The organism is Streptomyces sp. NPDC006385, from assembly GCF_040612485.1.
Taxonomy (GTDB): domain Bacteria; phylum Actinomycetota; class Actinomycetes; order Streptomycetales; family Streptomycetaceae; genus Streptomyces.
Genome location: NZ_JBEXQG010000035.1, coordinates 41,318 through 55,987, shown reverse-complemented (window position 1 = coordinate 55,987; position 14,670 = coordinate 41,318). Strand labels below are relative to the sequence as shown.

The 14,670-nt window shown below is 73.3% G+C and carries 14 protein-coding genes; 7 read left to right on the top strand and 7 right to left on the bottom strand.

The genetic code is table 11. The features are described from left to right. Nucleotides 1–13: 13 nt before the first annotated feature. Nucleotides 14–706 (bottom strand): GntR family transcriptional regulator, encoded by a 693-nt coding sequence (locus ABZ078_RS25110; protein WP_356578621.1) that lies wholly within the window; start codon nucleotides 704–706, stop codon nucleotides 14–16. Between the two features lie 133 nt (nucleotides 707–839). On the opposite strand from ABZ078_RS25110, the gene ABZ078_RS25105 reads away from it, so the two are divergent. From ABZ078_RS25105 to ABZ078_RS25085, 5 genes are all read left to right on the top strand, one after another. Further along, entirely contained in the window at nucleotides 840–2,141 is a 1,302-nt protein-coding gene (locus tag ABZ078_RS25105) for an MFS transporter (protein WP_356578619.1), read from the top strand. Continuing rightward, the gene (locus ABZ078_RS25100) at nucleotides 2,138–2,959 is read left to right on the top strand and encodes a putative hydro-lyase (protein WP_356578618.1); all 822 of its coding nucleotides are present in this window, start codon (nucleotides 2,138–2,140) and stop codon (nucleotides 2,957–2,959) included. Before ABZ078_RS25105 ends, ABZ078_RS25100 begins: the two co-directional genes overlap by 4 nt. Nucleotides 2,960–3,060: 101 nt before the next feature. Further along, nucleotides 3,061–3,828, top strand: a complete 768-nt coding sequence (locus ABZ078_RS25095; protein WP_356578616.1) for a 5-oxoprolinase subunit PxpA — start codon at nucleotides 3,061–3,063, stop codon at nucleotides 3,826–3,828. Further along, entirely contained in the window at nucleotides 3,825–4,442 is a 618-nt protein-coding gene (locus ABZ078_RS25090; protein ID WP_356578614.1) for an allophanate hydrolase subunit 1, read from the top strand. The genes ABZ078_RS25095 and ABZ078_RS25090 overlap by 4 nt, the downstream gene beginning before the upstream one ends. Further along, a complete protein-coding gene (locus ABZ078_RS25085) occupies nucleotides 4,439–5,308 on the top strand; it encodes a biotin-dependent carboxyltransferase family protein (protein WP_356578612.1) in 870 nt (289 codons plus the stop codon). Before ABZ078_RS25090 ends, ABZ078_RS25085 begins: the two co-directional genes overlap by 4 nt. Before the next feature lie 74 nt (nucleotides 5,309–5,382). Here the strand turns inward: ABZ078_RS25085 and ABZ078_RS25080 are convergent, their stop codons facing one another. The 5 genes from ABZ078_RS25080 to ABZ078_RS25060 all read right to left on the bottom strand — a co-directional run bounded on the left by ABZ078_RS25080 (nucleotide 5,383) and on the right by ABZ078_RS25060 (nucleotide 10,879). Then, nucleotides 5,383–6,240, bottom strand: coding sequence for an SGNH/GDSL hydrolase family protein (locus tag ABZ078_RS25080; RefSeq protein ID WP_356578611.1), 858 nt, complete (start codon nucleotides 6,238–6,240; stop codon nucleotides 5,383–5,385). Beyond that, entirely contained in the window at nucleotides 6,237–7,400 is a 1,164-nt protein-coding gene (locus ABZ078_RS25075; RefSeq protein WP_356578609.1) for a glycosyltransferase, read from the bottom strand. Before ABZ078_RS25075 ends, ABZ078_RS25080 begins: the two co-directional genes overlap by 4 nt. After that, nucleotides 7,397–8,524 (bottom strand): glycosyltransferase family 1 protein, encoded by a 1,128-nt coding sequence (locus ABZ078_RS25070; protein WP_356578607.1) that lies wholly within the window; start codon nucleotides 8,522–8,524, stop codon nucleotides 7,397–7,399. The genes ABZ078_RS25075 and ABZ078_RS25070 overlap by 4 nt, the downstream gene beginning before the upstream one ends. A 241-nt stretch (nucleotides 8,525–8,765) precedes the next feature. Beyond that, on the bottom strand, nucleotides 8,766–10,184 hold the full coding sequence (locus tag ABZ078_RS25065; protein WP_356578605.1) for a HEAT repeat domain-containing protein: 1,419 nt from the start codon (nucleotides 10,182–10,184) through the stop codon (nucleotides 8,766–8,768). Nucleotides 10,185–10,486: 302 nt separating this feature from the next. Continuing rightward, nucleotides 10,487–10,879 (bottom strand): ankyrin repeat domain-containing protein, encoded by a 393-nt coding sequence (locus ABZ078_RS25060; RefSeq protein WP_356578603.1) that lies wholly within the window; start codon nucleotides 10,877–10,879, stop codon nucleotides 10,487–10,489. 371 nt (nucleotides 10,880–11,250) lie between these two features. Here ABZ078_RS25060 and ABZ078_RS25055 point away from each other — a divergent pair, with 371 nt between their 5' ends. Next, nucleotides 11,251–11,445: a hypothetical protein gene (locus ABZ078_RS25055; RefSeq protein ID WP_004002760.1), complete on the top strand. Its 195-nt coding sequence runs from the start codon at nucleotides 11,251–11,253 to the stop codon at nucleotides 11,443–11,445. Between the two features lie 40 nt (nucleotides 11,446–11,485). Then, nucleotides 11,486–13,126 carry an ABC transporter ATP-binding protein gene (locus tag ABZ078_RS25050; protein WP_356578601.1) on the top strand — a complete coding sequence of 547 codons (1,641 nt, stop codon included), beginning with the start codon at nucleotides 11,486–11,488 and terminating at the stop codon, nucleotides 13,124–13,126. Nucleotides 13,127–13,163: 37 nt separating this feature from the next. On the opposite strand, the gene ABZ078_RS25045 is transcribed toward ABZ078_RS25050, so the two are convergent. Then, on the bottom strand, nucleotides 13,164–14,663 hold the full coding sequence (locus ABZ078_RS25045; RefSeq protein WP_356578599.1) for a PLP-dependent aminotransferase family protein: 1,500 nt from the start codon (nucleotides 14,661–14,663) through the stop codon (nucleotides 13,164–13,166). Nucleotides 14,664–14,670: the final 7 nt, after the last annotated feature.

Genomic DNA, 14,670 nt, shown 5'->3' with positions numbered 1-14,670 from the left:
CGCAGGTCGTGCCCTACGGGGCGCTCACCCGCCGCCGGTACACCTCGACGACGCGCTCCAGCGAGTCGTCGAGATAGACCGCGAGCAGCTTCTCGGCCTCGCCCTTGTCGCCCGCCGCCAGGGCCTGGTGGATCTCCCGGTTGCGCGCGAGGTACGGCTCGTGCAGCCGGCGTGGATCGTCCACCACGTGGAAGGCCAGGCGCAGCTCCGCGAAGACGCTGCGCATGAGTTCGTCCGTGCGGGCGCTCCCGGCGAGGGAGACCAGTTCCCGGTGGAAGTGGATGTTGGCGGTACCCACACCTTTCCAGTCACCTTCGCGCGCCGCCCGCTGCCCCTCCTCGACCGCCCCGGCGAGTGCGTCGAGGTCGTAGGGCGACTCGCCGAGCCCGCGCACGACGGCACACTCGACGAGCCCGCGCGTCCGGTAGATGTCCTCGACGTCCTCCACGGTCAGGACCCGGACGAACACCCCCCGGTTCAGCTCGTGCACGAGGAGGCGTTCATGGGTGAGCAGCCGGAACGCCTCGCGCAGCGTGTTGCGGGAGACGCCGAGCGCGCCGCCGATGCTGTCCTCCGCCAGCCGGGTGCCGGGTGGGAAGAACCCTTCGGCGATACGGCTCCTGAGGATGTCCGAGACCCGCTCCGCCGTGCTCGTGCGGCCCAGCAGGGCGCGGTCCTCGGACAGGGAGGTCAGCTGCTCGTCCATGCCGGAATTCAATCGCAGATCACAAGAACGAACCAACATGGGTATTGAGGGATCGTTGAACAATCCTCTACGGTGCTTCGAACCGGTACGGCTCACTCTCAAGCACCCTCCGTCCCCTCTCTGCGAGGTGCCCATGAGCACAACCCCTCCGCCGCAGGCCCCCAGCACCGACGAACGCCCCGTCACGACCGAACACACCGCCGACGACGGGGCGTTGGGCTGGCTGCGTGCCCTGGGTCCGCGCGGCCGCCGTGCCTTCGCGGGCGCTTTCGGCGGCTATGCCCTGGACTCGTACGACTACTTCACGCTGCCGCTGAGCATGGTCGCGCTGGCCGCGTACTTCGGCCTGGACAGCGGCCAGACCGGCCTGTTCACCACTGTCACGCTCGTGGTCTCCGCGGTCGGCGGCGCCCTCGCGGGAGTGCTGGCCGACCGGATCGGCCGGGTCAAGGCACTGATGATCACCGTGATCACCTACGCGGTGTTCACGGTCGCCTGCGGCTTCGCGCCCAACTACGAGACGCTGCTGGTCTTCCGCGCTCTCCAGGGCCTCGGTTTCGGCGGTGAGTGGGCGGTCGGCGCGATCCTCGTCGCCGAGTACGCGAGCGCCAGGCACCGGGGCCGCACCCTCGGCGCGATCCAGAGCTCGTGGGCCGTCGGCTGGGCCCTGGCCGCGATCATGTACACCCTGGTCTTCTCGCTCGTCGACGACGACCTCGCCTGGCGCGTGATGTTCTGGACCGGCGCGCTGCCCGCGCTGCTCGTCATCTGGATGCGGCGCCGGGTGCACGACGCCCCCGAGGCGGTGGCCGTGCGTGAACAGAGCCCGCAGAAAGGCTCGTTCGCGGCGATCTTCAAGCCCGGCCTGCTGCGTACGACGATCTTCGCGGGGCTGCTCTCCACCGGCGTCCAGGGCGGCTACTACACCCTCGCCACCTGGGTGCCGACCTACCTGAAGACCGAGCGCGAGCTGTCGGTCGTCGGCACCGGCGGCTACCTGACGTTCCTGATCTCCGGCGCCTTCATCGGCTATCTTACCGGCGGCTACCTGACCGACCGGCTGGGCCGCCGGCGCAACATCTGGCTGTTCGCCCTGCTGTCGGCGGTCTGCATCCTGGCGTACGCGAACATCCCGAGCGGCGCCAACACCCTGCTCCTGGTGCTCGGCTTCCCGCTCGGGTTCTGCATGTCGGCGATCTTCAGCGGCTTCGGCTCGTATCTGAGCGAGCTGTACCCGACGGCGGTGCGCGGCACGGGACAGGGCTTCACGTACAACACCGGCCGCGCGGTGGGCGCGGTCTTCCCCACCACGGTCGGCTTCCTGGCGGACAGCTGGGGTGTGGGCGGCGCGCTGGTCTTCGGCGCGATCGGCTACGGCATCGCGGCGCTGGCCCTGCTCGGGCTGCCGGAGACGCGCGGGAAGGAGCTGGTGTGAACCGTACGGAGGACCGCCCGCTCACCGTCGTCGACGAGCACGCGCACGCGTGGAGCCCGGAAACGGCCCGCGCCCGCTTCCGGGAGGGCCTCACGGGCCCCACGGCCGGGGTCGCGGCGGGGCACACCCAGGTCAACCTGATCTCGGTGCCCGCCGACTGGGCCTACGACATGCTGCTGTTCTGCCAGCGCAACCCCAAGCCCTGCCCGGTCCTCGACGTCACGGACGCCGGTTCCTGGACGACCGTCCTCGCCGAAGGCGCCGACCTGCGCACCGATCTGCCGCGCTACCGGGTGTGGCGGGACGGCGAGTTGGTGGACGAGCCGACGGACGTGCGCGCACACTGGCGGGACGACCTGGTGTCGTTCCTGATCGGCTGCAGCTTCACCTTCGAGTGGGCGTTGGCCGCGGCGGGCGTCCCGATCCGCCACGTCGAGCAGGGCCGCAACGTCCCGATGTACGTGACCAGCCGGCAGTGCCGTCCGGCGGGGCGGCTGCGCGGCCCGATGGTCGTGTCCATGCGCCCGGTGCCGCCGGAGCACCTGGCGGCGGCGCTGCGGGAGACCAGCCTGCTCCCGGCGGTGCACGGCAGCCCGGTGCACTGCGGCGATCCCTCGGCGCTGGGCATCGCCGACCTCGGCCGCCCCGACTTCGGCGATCCGGTGGACGTCGAGCCGGAGGACATCCCGGTCTTCTGGGCCTGCGGGGTGACCCCGCAGGCAGCCGTGATGGCGTCGCGCCCGCCGTTCGCCCTCACCCACGCGCCGGGCCAGATGTTCCTGACCGACGCCCGCGACGAGCAGTACCGCATCGCTTGAAGGTCGTCGATGACGATCCTCCGACGAGGGTCGCCTGATGACGATCGCCACGATGAAGACCGCCCTGATGAAGCTCGCCCGACAGGAGAGACCAAGGAACCATGACCTCGATCGATCTCAACGCCGACCTCGGCGAGGGCTTCGGCCGCTGGCGGCTCACGGACGACGAACGGCTGCTGTCCGTCGTCACGAGCGCCAACGTGGCCTGCGGCTTCCACGCCGGCGACGCGGCCACCATGCGGCGGGTGTGCGAGCAGGCGGCCGAGCGCGGGGTGCGGATCGGTGCCCAGGTCTCCTACCGGGACCTGGCGGGATTCGGGCGGCGCGCGATGGACGTGCCGCCCGCCGAGCTGACGGCCGAGGTGGCCTACCAGATCGGCGCCCTGGAGGTCTTCGCGCGGGCGGCGGGCACGCGCGTGTCGTACGTCAAGCCGCACGGCGCCCTCTACAACCGCGTCGTGCACGACGAGGAGCAGGCCGGCGCGGTCGTCGACGGCGTGCTCCTCGCGGCACGGGCGGACGCCACCCTGCCCGTGCTCGGCCTGCCCGGCTCGCGTCTGCTGGACCTGGCCGCCAAGGCCGGGCTGCCGGCCGTGACGGAGGCGTTCGCGGACCGCGCGTACACCGAGCAGGGCACGCTCGTGCCGCGCGGCCAGGACGGTGCCGTGGTCACCGACCCGGAGGCCGTCGTGCGACGGTCGGTCGGCCTGGCCCGCTCGGGCGTGGTCACCGCCCACTCCGGGGCGCAGGTCGAGGTACGCGCGCGTTCCCTGTGCCTGCACGGGGACACCCCCGGCGCCGTCGAGCTGGCCCGCCGGGTACGGGCACGGCTGGAGCAGTCGGGTGTCCGGGTGGAGGCCTTCGTATGAGGGCGCTGCCCGTCGGCGACGACGCCCTGCTCGTCGAGGTGTCCTCGGGCGAGGAGGCCCAGGCGCTGCACGCGGAGCTGCTGCGGCGCCGCGCGGAGGGCTCGCTGTCGGTCCGCGAGATCGTCCCCGCGGCCCGGACGGTCCTGCTCGACGGCCTCGCCGACCGGGCCCGCCTGGCCTCGGACCTGACCGCGTCCGAGGTGCCGTCCGCTCCCCCACGCGCGCGTGACGTCGTCGAACTCCCGGTGCGCTACGACGGCCCGGACCTGGCCGAGGTCGCCGGGCACTGGGGCGTCTCCCCCGACGAGGTGGCCCGGATCCACGCGGCCACCGAATTCACCGTCGCCTTCTGCGGTTTCGCCCCCGGATTCGGCTACCTCACCGGGCTGCCGCCCCACTACGACGTCCCGCGCCGGGCCACCCCGCGCACGGCCGTGCCGGCGGGAGCCGTCGCGCTGGCCGGGCCGTACACGGGCGTGTACCCGCGCTCGTCGCCAGGTGGCTGGCAGCTGATCGGCACCACGCACACCGTGCTGTGGGACCACACGCGCGTGCCGGCCGCGCTGCTGTCGCCGGGCACGCGCGTGCGCTTCGTTCCGGTGAGCAGCTCATGACCGACCGCGCGCTCGCCGTCGTACGCGCCGGGGCGCTCACCACCGTTCAGGACCTCGGCCGTCCCGGGCACGCCCACCTCGGCGTACCCCGTTCGGGTGCGCTGGACGGGCCGGCGGCGGCGCTGGTCAACCGTCTTGTCGGCAACGCCCCCGAGGCCGCCGTACTGGAGGCCACCCTCAACGGCTGCGCGGTGCGGCCTCGTTCGGCGGTCACCGTGGCCGTCGGCGGGGCGCCCTGCCGGGTCACGGTGGCCGGGCACCCGGTCGCCTGGGGCGCTCCGGTGCGGGTGCCCGCCGGTGCGCTCCTGGACGTCGGCCCTGCCGTCTGCGGCGTCCGCAGCTATGTGGCCGTCTCCGGCGGCATCGCCGTCGAGCCGGTCCTCGGCAGCCGCTCCACGGACCTGCTGTCCGGCCTCGGCCCACCGCCCCTCGCCGACGGCACGGTGCTCCCCCTGGGCCGGCCGACGCGGCTCCACGCGCGCGTGGACGTCGCCCCACAGCCGGCGCCTCCGGCCGAACTGGTCCTGCGCGTGACGCTGGGGCCGCGCGACGACTGGTTCACGCCGGAGGCCGTGGATGCCTTCACCTCACGCGCGTACAGCGTGTCCCCGGCGAGCAACCGCATCGGACTGCGCACCGAAGGCCCCGCCCTGGAACGGGCGCTCACCCATGAACTCCCCAGCGAGGGCATGGTCCTGGGCGCGGTCCAGGTCCCGCCCGACGGCCGCCCGGTCGTCTTCCTGGCCGACCACCCGACGACGGGTGGCTACCCGGTGATCGCGGTCGTCCGCGCAGCCGATCTCCCGGCCGCGGCCCAAGCGGTGCCGGGCACTCCGGTCCGCTTCCTCGCCATACGCCGGCGCTGACTCAGCTCCTTCCCCACCGGCGCTGACGCGCTCCTCGCCCACCGGCGCTGACCCGCTCCTTCCTCAGCGGAGCGTCACGCGGCATCCGGCCGCATCCGCTGCTCCGACACCGCCAGCCCCGCAAGCGCCGCCGACACCGCGTGCGCGGCCCTCAGGTCGAGCCGGGCGCTGGTGCCGCGCGCGCGGTGGCGCATCTCGTCGGCCGCGAGGCGCAGCAGTTGGGGCAACAGGTCGTTGCACCGCCGGATCACCCAGGCGGTGCCCGCGGTCGCCAGCCACCACAGGCCGGCCGACCTCGTGGGCGGCGGGAACTCGGGCTCGGGCGACGGCGGGGCTCCCGTCGCGAGGCCCGCCTGCGCCAGCAGTCCATGGAACCGCAGCGCCAACTGCCGATGCCCGCGCTCCCCGGGGTGCAACCGGTCCGCGCTCCACATCGCGCGATCGGTGAGCCATGCTCCCTCGGCCGCGTGCAGATGCACGGCCCCGTACCGCTCGGACAGCGCGTGGACGACCGTGTTGACCGCCCGCTGACGACGGGCCAGCGGGTGGGCCAAGGCGCCCGGAAGACCGAGCATCGAGCCGGGATCGGGCAGGCACGCCGTGAGCAGCACCGTGCCCTGCGCGCTGAACGCGGCGTACACCTTGTCGAGCCGCGCTGCGACCGCGTGGATGTCGAAGGTGCGGCGCAGCGTGTCGTTGACGCCGATGACGACGGACGCGATGTCGGGCCGCAGGTCCAGCCCGGCGGGCAGCTGCCGTTCCAGCACGTCGCGTGTCTGGGCGCCGCTCACCGCGAGGTTGGTGAAGTCCACGGCCCGCTCGCCGAGCGTGCCGGCGAGCAGGGCGGCCCAGCCGCGCCACCCGTTCCCAACGGGATCCCCCACCCCTTCGGTCAGCGAGTCGCCCAGGGCCACGAAGCGCACCGGTCTCATGCCACGCCCTCCGGCTGGAACGCACGGTCCCGGCCGGGAACCGTCGCGTCGTGCGCGGCGAGGAAGGCGTCCACCGCCGTGCTCCACCCGAAGCACTCCGCACGCGCGCGTGCCGCCTCGCGCCGCTCCGCCTCGGGGCGTTCGAGCAGCATGTCCACGGCGTCCGCGAAGGCCTCCCCGTTGTCCTGAGCGACCGCCCCGGCGGAGCCGATGACCTCCGGCAGCGCGGACGAGGTGCTCACCGCCACGGGCGTCCCGCACGCCATCGCCTCCAGGGCGGCCAGCCCGAAGGTCTCGGCGGGCCCCGGCGCCAGGCACACGTCGGCGGAGGCCTGGAGCGAGCCGAGCAGCTCCCGGTCGGCGACGTGCCCGAGGAAGGTCACCGGCAACGCCCGCTCACGCGCCCGCTGTTCGAGCCGGCCACGCAGCGGTCCGTCCCCGGCCACCACCAGCACCGCCTTCCGGCCGCGCCGCAGCAGCGCTTCCAGGGCGTCGAGCCCGGTGCCGGGCCGCTTCTCGACGGACAGCCGGGTGCACATCACGAGCAACCGCTCGTCCACGCGCGCGTACCGCTCGCGCAGCCCGGCGTCGCGCAGTTCGGGGCGCCGCTGCGCCAGATCGACGCCCAGCGGCGCCCGTACGACATTGCGCGCCCCGATGCGCACGAACTCCCGCTCGGCGAACTCGGTGGTGCACACCACGCGCGCGTACGTGTGCGCCGTACGGACGTTGAGCGCGTCGGCCGCCCGCCGCGCCGCCGCCTCGGGCAGACCCCAGGTGCGCAGCACACCGTCGGCCGTCTCGTGGGAGACCATCACGGCGGGGACCCGGGCGCGCCGCGCCCATTTGCCGGTCCACCTCAGGGTCGTACGGTCGGAGACCTCCAGGCGGTCGGGGGCCAGCTCCTCCAGGAGCCGGGCCACCCGCCGCTTGTCGGTGAGGACGCGGTACCCGCCCGTGCCGGGCAGCAGCGGGCCGGGCAGGGTGATCACGCGGCCCTGTTCGGTCTCCCGGTCGCTCGCGCGGTCGCCGGGCACGATGAGCACGGGCTCGTGTCCGGCCTCCTTGAAGCCCTTGCCGAGCTCGCGCAGCGCGGTGCGCAGGCCGCCGGAGGCGGGTGCGACGAAGTTCGCGAGCCGGACGATACGCAGGCCGGTCATGCCGCCACCACCGCCCGGCGCGCGGCGACCACGTCCTCGTAGTGCCCGATCAGCTGGTCCCCGATGGCCGCCCAGGTGCGGCCCTCGACCATCGCCCGTCCGGCGGCCCCGTACGCGGCCCGCAGCGCGGGGTCGGCGACCAGGGACCGCACGGCGTCCCGTACGGCGTCGGCGTCGCGCGGCGGCACCAGCAGACCCGTGCGGCCGTGGTCGACCAGGTCCAGCGGGCCGCCGGCGGCGGGCGCGACGACGGGCACGCCGCTGGCCATCGCCTCCTGCACGGTCTGGCAGAACGTCTCGAACGGGCCGGTGTGAGCGAAGACGTCGAGCGAGGCGAAGATCCGGGCGAGGTCGTCCCCGCCGCGACGGCCCAGGAAGACCGCGCCGGGCAGCGCCTCGACGAGACCGGGCTGACTCGGCCCGTCGCCGACGATCACGACCTTCACGCCCGGCATCGCGCACACGCCGGAGAGCAGCTCGATGTGCTTCTCCGGGGCGAGCCGCCCGACGTAGCCGACGATCACCTCGCCGTTCGGGGCGAGTTCCCGGCGCAGCGCCTCGTCGCGCAGCTCGGGCCGGAAGCGGGCGGTGTCGACACCGCGCCGCCACAGGTGCACCCGGGGCACTCCGTGGGTCTCCAGGTCGTGCTGGGAGGCGGTGGACGGGGCGAGCGTACGGTCGGCGGCGGAGTGCACGGAGCGTATGCGGCGCCAGGCCGCGGCCTCTCCGGCGCCCATGTAGGTGCGGGCGTATCCGGCCAGGTCGGTCTGGTAGACGGCCACGGCGGGGACGCCGAGCCGGGCGGCGGCGGCCATGCCGCGGACGCCGAGGACGAAGGGGCTGGCCAGGTGCACGATGTCGGCGCGGTGCTCGATGATCGCCGCGGCGAGGCGCCGGCTGGGGAGGGCGACGCGGACCTGGGGATAGCCCGGGAGCGGAAGGGAGGGGACATGGACGACAGGGCACGGCGCCAGCGCGCCGAGCTTGTGTCCGGGCGCGGGGGCGGGTGCGACGACGAGGGGAGCGTGACCGCGGTCGACGAGGTGTCGGGCGGTCTGGAGCGCGCAGTGGGCCACGCCGTTCACATCGGGGGGAAAGGATTCGGTCACGATGACGACACGCATACCGGTGTTGTCGCCGGGCCGGACGTGGCCGCGTCAACGGGGATCTTTCCGAACGAGGAACGTCCCATGAGCGTTGCGCTGCGCACCCGAGTGGGTCACAGCACGTCCATGCGCACCTGACCCGCAGGTCACTCGGCGTTCACCCGGCGGGCGGATCTCCCCGACGTTCACAACGCGGTCACATGTCCGCTCCGACAGCCGGTCGCCCCGCCTCGAACGGTCAGTCGCCCCGCCCTGATGGTCAGCCGGCCGTCGTGTCGGGCCCGATCCGGCTGCGTACGGCCGTCTGGACCTCGGCCTCCTCGGCCGGGTCGGCGGCGAGCCGGCGCAGCCGCTCCACGACACGGGTGTCGCCGGTCTCGGCGTGCCGGGCGGCGATCTCGCGGGTGGTCTCCTCGCAGTCCCAGAGGCACTCGACGGCGAACCCGGACGCGAAGGAGGGGTCGGTGGCGGCGAGGGCGCGGGCGGTGCGGCCCCGCAGATGGGAGGAGGCTGTCTCGCGGTAGATATGGCGCAGGACGGGGGCGGCGCAGACGATGCCGAGCCGTCCGGTGCCGTCGACGAGGGTCCACAGGGTCGGCGCGTCGGGGCCTTCGCCGCGTACGGCCTCCCGTAGGGCCGCGAGCACCAGGTCCTTGTCCTCGGCTCCGCCCCGGCAGGCGAGCACGCGTCCTGCGGCGGCGCCCAGCGCGTCGGGACGCCTGGCCCAGCCACGCGCGCGGTCGACGGCGGCGAGGCTGCGCATGCGCTCGAAGGCGTCGACGGCGGCCTCCACGACGGTCGGTGATCCGGTGACCACGGCCGCCTCGATCAGGTCGAGGGCGTCCGGATCGTTGCTGTCGGCGAGATAGCGCAGGGCGGTGCAGCGGGCTCCGTCGGTGCCGTCCTTGGCGGCGGCGACGATCTCGGGCCGGTCCTCGGGGCCCGCGACGGCCGTGAGGCACCGTGCGGCGGGCACATGGAGGGCGGCACCGCGCTCGATGCCCTGCTGGGCCCACTCGAAGACCGCCTGCACACTCCACCCCGGACGGGGCCCGGTGGGTCGCAGCTGCCGCTGCCAGCGGTCGAAACAGCCGGTCTCCTGAGCGGCACGCACGCGCGTGGCGATCGATTCGCGCGGATCCTCGGCCCACAGCCGCCACGGCCGTGGCTCGAAAGCGTCGCGTACGGCGGCGGCCAGCTCGGCCTCGCCCTCGGGATCGGCCGGGAAGCGCGCCAGGACGGGCGCGGCGAGGGCGCGCAGCCCCGCGTCGTCGTCCCTGAGCGCCAGTTCGTCCAGGGCCCAGGCCCAGTTGGAGCCCGAGGCGGCGTACCTGCGCAGCAGTTCGAGGGCGTCCCGTCGGCCGTAGGAGGCGAGGTGGCCCAGGACGGCGAGGGCCAGCCCGGTGCGTGATTCCTCGGTGTCGAAGACGTCCTCGACGTCGAAGAGGTGCGCCTCGATCTCATCCAGCTCGCCGTTCAGGTCGAGGTAGAGACGGGCGTAGTACAGAGAGCGGTTCTCCACCTGCCAGTCGTGGCGGGGATCCCGCAGCACGCAGTGGTTCAGGGCCGCGAGCGCCTCGGCGCGCGGGGCGGTGAGCGCGTGCAGTGTGCCGTCGCCGCGGCCCCGCTGGAGCAGGCCGAGCAGCGTGCCGCTGGGCGCTATGACCGGTTCGAACATGGGAAACAGCCTCACATCAAGCGTCGACGCAACCGGGATCTTGCTTTACCTGGCCGCGTGACAACACGTCGGGGCGCCCGCCGTTTCCTGCTTGCTGTAGACCATCTTCCTCTGCCTCTCGTAGGTGGCCCGTACGGACCGTGTCTCACGGTCCGCGCGGTGCGGCAACACCTGCCCAGCCATCGCGTCCGTGAATCACGACCTCATGATGACCCGGCACTTCAATCTGCCGCGACCGATATTTCGGCGGCCCTGTACCGCCTCCCCCGTTTTCCGTGTTCTCGCTGGTCAGATAGGTCGGGTCAGTGTGCGCCGAACAGTTCGAGCAGTTCCGTCCTGCCGAACATCCGGGCGGTGTCGACGGCCGACGGGGTGCCCGCGGCCGGGTCGGCACCGGCTTCCACAAGGGCCTTGATCACTTCCGTCTCACCCTTGAAGACGGCCCCTGCGAGTGGCGTCTGGCCACGGTCGTTGACGCGGTCGGCCTCGGCGCCCCGCTCGAGCAGGGCCCGCACCGCGTCGGCGTGACCGTGGTAGGCGGCGAGCATCACGAGCGAGTCGCCGCGGTCATTGGTGAGGTTGGCCGGAACGCCCGCGTCGACGTACGCCACGAGCGCCTCGGTCTGCCCCTGCCGGGCCAGATCGAAGATCTTGGTCGCCAGCTCCACGACCTCGGGGTCGGGGGCTTCGGTCATCGGCCGGACCGCCTCTCACTACGTACTCGGGACTGCGGGGGACTGCTGGAAACTGCTGGGAACTGCGCTGGTACTGCTTCGGGACTGCTCTGGGTCCGCGGGGAGCACGGGTACGGCCTGCGAGCGGTGCTCGACCGTACGAGTGATTCGCCAGGGTACTGGCTCGCGCCGCACATGACCCGATGCGTCCGAGGCAAAGATCATCGCAGACACGGTCGGACCCAAGACCCAAGCCCATCCGCCCCGGGACACTCCGCCACCCGGAGGAAATCCGCCGGATTTCACCCAGTTGCACCTTTTATCGTATGGATACATCCTGTGAGCCTGGAAGTACTCATGGTGACTGTCCCCACCCAACCAGGAGCACTCACATGATCCTCTCCATCTCAGGCGTCGTCCTGCTCGGCATCGTCGTCTTCATCTTCTTCCGCAAGGACGGACTGAAGGCGTCGCACGCCCTGATCTCGGCCCTGTTCGGCTTCTACCTGGCGAGCACGGCGATCGCCCCGAGCATCAAGGCCGGTGGCGAGAGCCTGGCGAGCCTCCTCGGCGGCATCCAGTTCTGACGCCGCCCCTCCCTCCCGTACCCACCCGTAGGAGACAGCAGTGGCCCGCCGCCCCCTCCCCCGCATCCTGAGTACAGGCACCGAGCAGTTCGCCCGGAGCCGGGAGCTGGCCCGGACGCAGTTCGCCCGGAGCCGGGAGCTGGCCCGGACGGCGACCGACAGTGCCTCTGACGTCCTCCACCCGCTGATCACGATCACCCGGGGCTTGCGCCGGCTGGCCTCGGCCGGGCGGCGCAAGTGGGCCGACACCCCGAAGGACCGGCGCGGGCCGCTGCTGTTCATGGTGGCCTCGGTGATCCTGGTCGTGGCGCTCGTGCCGTACGGCCCGCTGCTCGCCGTCATCACGCTGATGGCGGCGGCAGCCTGGCAGGGCCGGGAACGCAGGCCGACGGCTCCCGAGGGACCCGACGAGTCCCAGACGGAGCGGCTGAGATCCCTGTACGAGGCGCTCGTCCCGTACTTCTGCGCCGCCGACGACCCCGAACCGCTGTACACCCACGGCGGCGCGTGGGAGAAGGCCTTCCCGGAGTACGAGTTCGACGGCACGGGACGCGTGAGCGCTCTCGTGGTCCGCTACCCGGCCTACTTCACCGACGGCGAGGCCCAGGCGCGAGCGCGGATCGAGCATCTGCTGACCGCCAAGTCCGGCCGCGGTCGGGAGTACCACTTCGCCTGGGACGAGGAGGGCAACGAGCTCGCGGTCACCGCCCTGGCGCCGCTGCCCACCGACATCGCCGCCCAGCGCTTCGTCACGACCCCCGGCGAGACGGTCCTCGGCTTCACCGACCCCACCCAGGTCCAGCGCACGCTCCCCGTCACCCACGGCGAGGAGCAGCGCGACGTACCGCCGGTCGTCTGGCGCACCGGCATCCGCTCCACCGAGCCCCATCTGCTGGTCATGGGCCAGCCCGGCAGCGGCACCTCGACCCTGCTGCGCTCCATCGCCCTTCAGGGCCTTCAGTACGGTGACGTCGTCATCGTCGAGGGCGGCAGCACCGGCGAGTACGCCTGCCTGACCGGGCGCGACGGCGTCCTCGCGGTCGAGTGCGGGCTGGCCGGGGCGCTGGCCAGCCTGGAGTGGGCGGCGACGGAGACCGAGCGGCGTCTGATCGCCATCAACCGCGCCCGCCAGGCGGGCAATCCGCCGCCGGACGACACCAAGCGCCCGCTGTGGATCCTCCTGGACCGCCCGACCGCGTTCTCCCACCTCGCCGCGGCGGACGACCGCAAGGACCCCCAGTCGCTGCTCCAGGTTCCGCTCCGGCACGGCCGCGCGGCCGGCGTCACGGTCGTCGTGGCCGACCAGTGGGACGCCATGGACACGCTGAGTGACGCGGTGCGACAGCACACACGCGCGCGTGTCGTGCTCGGCCCCGCGACGAAGGAGCACCTGGAGGCGGTCCTGGGCGCTCCCCCGCACACCACCCCGGTCACCGACGTCCCACCCGGCCGCGGCTACGCCCGCCTGGGCACGGGGCCGGTCCATCGCCTCCAGGTACCGGCGACCCCGGACCCGTACGACGACGCGACCAGCGACGCGCACCGGCAGGCGGTCCTGGACCTGCTGCCGCCTCGGACGACGCCGATGGAGGCGGAGCCGCCGGCCAAGCCGGAACTGGAGAAGAGGGAACAGGTACCGGAGCCCGTGCCGGCGGAGGCAGTGGTGGCCGAGACGTCGTAGTCGCCGGCGCCGGGCGACTGCCGCAGGCCCGGCGCTGTCACGCCACGAACGGCCGCACCGCGTCGCTGCCCCCGCTGACCCCGCTCTCCACCAACCGCGCCGCCGCGGCCAACCTCACCGCGGCCTCCTCCGCCACCGCGCCCCCCACGGTGAACGGCAACCGCACGTACCCCTCGAAGGCGCCGTCCACCCCGAACCGAGGCCCGGACGGCACCCGGACCCCCACCCGCTCCCCCGCCTCCGCGAGCCGCGACCCCGACAGGCCGCCCGTCCGCACCCACAGCGTGAGCCCGCCCCGCGGCACCTCGAACTCCCACCCGGGCAGTTCCCGCCGCACCGCCGCGACGAGGGCGTCCCGGTTCTCCCGGGCCTGCCCACGCCGCACATCCACCGCCTGCTCCCAATTTCCCGTGCTGAACAGCCAGTTCACGGCCAACTGCTCCACCACAGGCGTCCCCAGATCGGCGTACGCGCGCGCGGCGACGAGGCTGCGGATCACATCGGGAGCCGCCCTGACCCACCCGATCCGCATCCCCGCCCAGAAGGCCTTGCTGGCCGAGCCGACGGTGATGACGGTCGCCCCCGCGGGGTCGAAGGCGCACACCTGCCGCGGCATCTCCACACCCGGGTCGAGCCACAGCTCGCTCATCGTCTCGTCGGCGACGAGCACGGTTCCCGCCGATCGCGCCGCGTCCACCAGTCGCCGCCGCTGGTCGTCGTCGGCCAGCGCACCGGTCGGGTTGTGGAAGTCGGCGACCACGTAGGCGATCCGGGGCGCGGAGTCCCGCAGCACCTGCCGCCACCGGTCCATGTCCCAGCCCGTCAGACCCTCCGCCATGGCGACGGGCACGAGCCGGGCGCCGGCCTCGCGCATCAGTTGAAGGATGTTGGCGTACGACGGCGACTCGACCGCGATCCGCTCACCGCGGCCCGCGAAGAGATGGCAGATGGCGTCGATCGCGCCCATCGCTCCGGTCGTCACCATGATCTGCTCGGGCATCGTCGGAATCCCGCGCGCCGTGTACCGCTCGGCGATCATCGAGCGCAGTGCCGGCAGTCCCGCCGGATAGTCGCCGTGCGTGTGGGCGTACGGCGGCAGCTCCTCCAGCGCGCCCTGGACGGCGCGGGTCAGCCACGGTTCGGGCGCGGGCAGCGCCGCGCAGCCCAGGTCGATCATCGAGCCGAGTGCCTCGGGCGGCAGGGGCTCCAGACCGCGCGCGGGCAGCGGGTTCCCGGCCGGTACGGCCGTCCAGCTCCCGGCCCCGCGCCGCGACTCCAGGAACCCCTCGGTGCGCAGCGCCTCGTACGCGGCGGCCACCGTGGTGCGGCTCACGGACAGCGCGAGGGCCAGCTCACGCTCGGCGGGCAGCCGCGCGGCGACCGGGACGCGGCCCTCCAGCACGAGCAGCCGGATGCCGTCGGCCAGGGCCCGGTAGGCGGGTGGGCGCTTGCTCCCGGGGCCTGCGGGGCGGTCCTGCTGGGAGGTGAGGAGCCGGGCGAGCTGCGCGGCACCCACCGCGGAAGTCCACTGCGCCATGTTTTCC

Excerpts from the sequence above, each read along its gene's own strand:
- ABZ078_RS25110 (WP_356578621.1), bottom strand. The coding sequence starts at position 706 with ATGGACGAGCAGCTGACCTCCCTGTCCGAGGACCGCGCCCTGCTGGGC.
- ABZ078_RS25105 (WP_356578619.1), top strand. The coding sequence starts at position 840 with ATGAGCACAACCCCTCCGCCGCAGGCCCCCAGCACCGACGAACGCCCC.
- ABZ078_RS25095 (WP_356578616.1), top strand. The coding sequence starts at position 3,061 with ATGACCTCGATCGATCTCAACGCCGACCTCGGCGAGGGCTTCGGCCGC.
- ABZ078_RS25090 (WP_356578614.1), top strand. The coding sequence starts at position 3,825 with ATGAGGGCGCTGCCCGTCGGCGACGACGCCCTGCTCGTCGAGGTGTCC.
- ABZ078_RS25085 (WP_356578612.1), top strand. The coding sequence starts at position 4,439 with ATGACCGACCGCGCGCTCGCCGTCGTACGCGCCGGGGCGCTCACCACC.
- ABZ078_RS25080 (WP_356578611.1), bottom strand. The coding sequence starts at position 6,240 with ATGAGACCGGTGCGCTTCGTGGCCCTGGGCGACTCGCTGACCGAAGGG.
- ABZ078_RS25075 (WP_356578609.1), bottom strand. The coding sequence starts at position 7,400 with ATGACCGGCCTGCGTATCGTCCGGCTCGCGAACTTCGTCGCACCCGCC.
- ABZ078_RS25070 (WP_356578607.1), bottom strand. The coding sequence starts at position 8,524 with ATGCGTGTCGTCATCGTGACCGAATCCTTTCCCCCCGATGTGAACGGC.
- ABZ078_RS25065 (WP_356578605.1), bottom strand. The coding sequence starts at position 10,184 with ATGTTCGAACCGGTCATAGCGCCCAGCGGCACGCTGCTCGGCCTGCTC.
- ABZ078_RS25060 (WP_356578603.1), bottom strand. The coding sequence starts at position 10,879 with ATGACCGAAGCCCCCGACCCCGAGGTCGTGGAGCTGGCGACCAAGATC.
- ABZ078_RS25055 (WP_004002760.1), top strand. The coding sequence starts at position 11,251 with ATGATCCTCTCCATCTCAGGCGTCGTCCTGCTCGGCATCGTCGTCTTC.
- ABZ078_RS25045 (WP_356578599.1), bottom strand. The coding sequence starts at position 14,663 with ATGGCGCAGTGGACTTCCGCGGTGGGTGCCGCGCAGCTCGCCCGGCTC.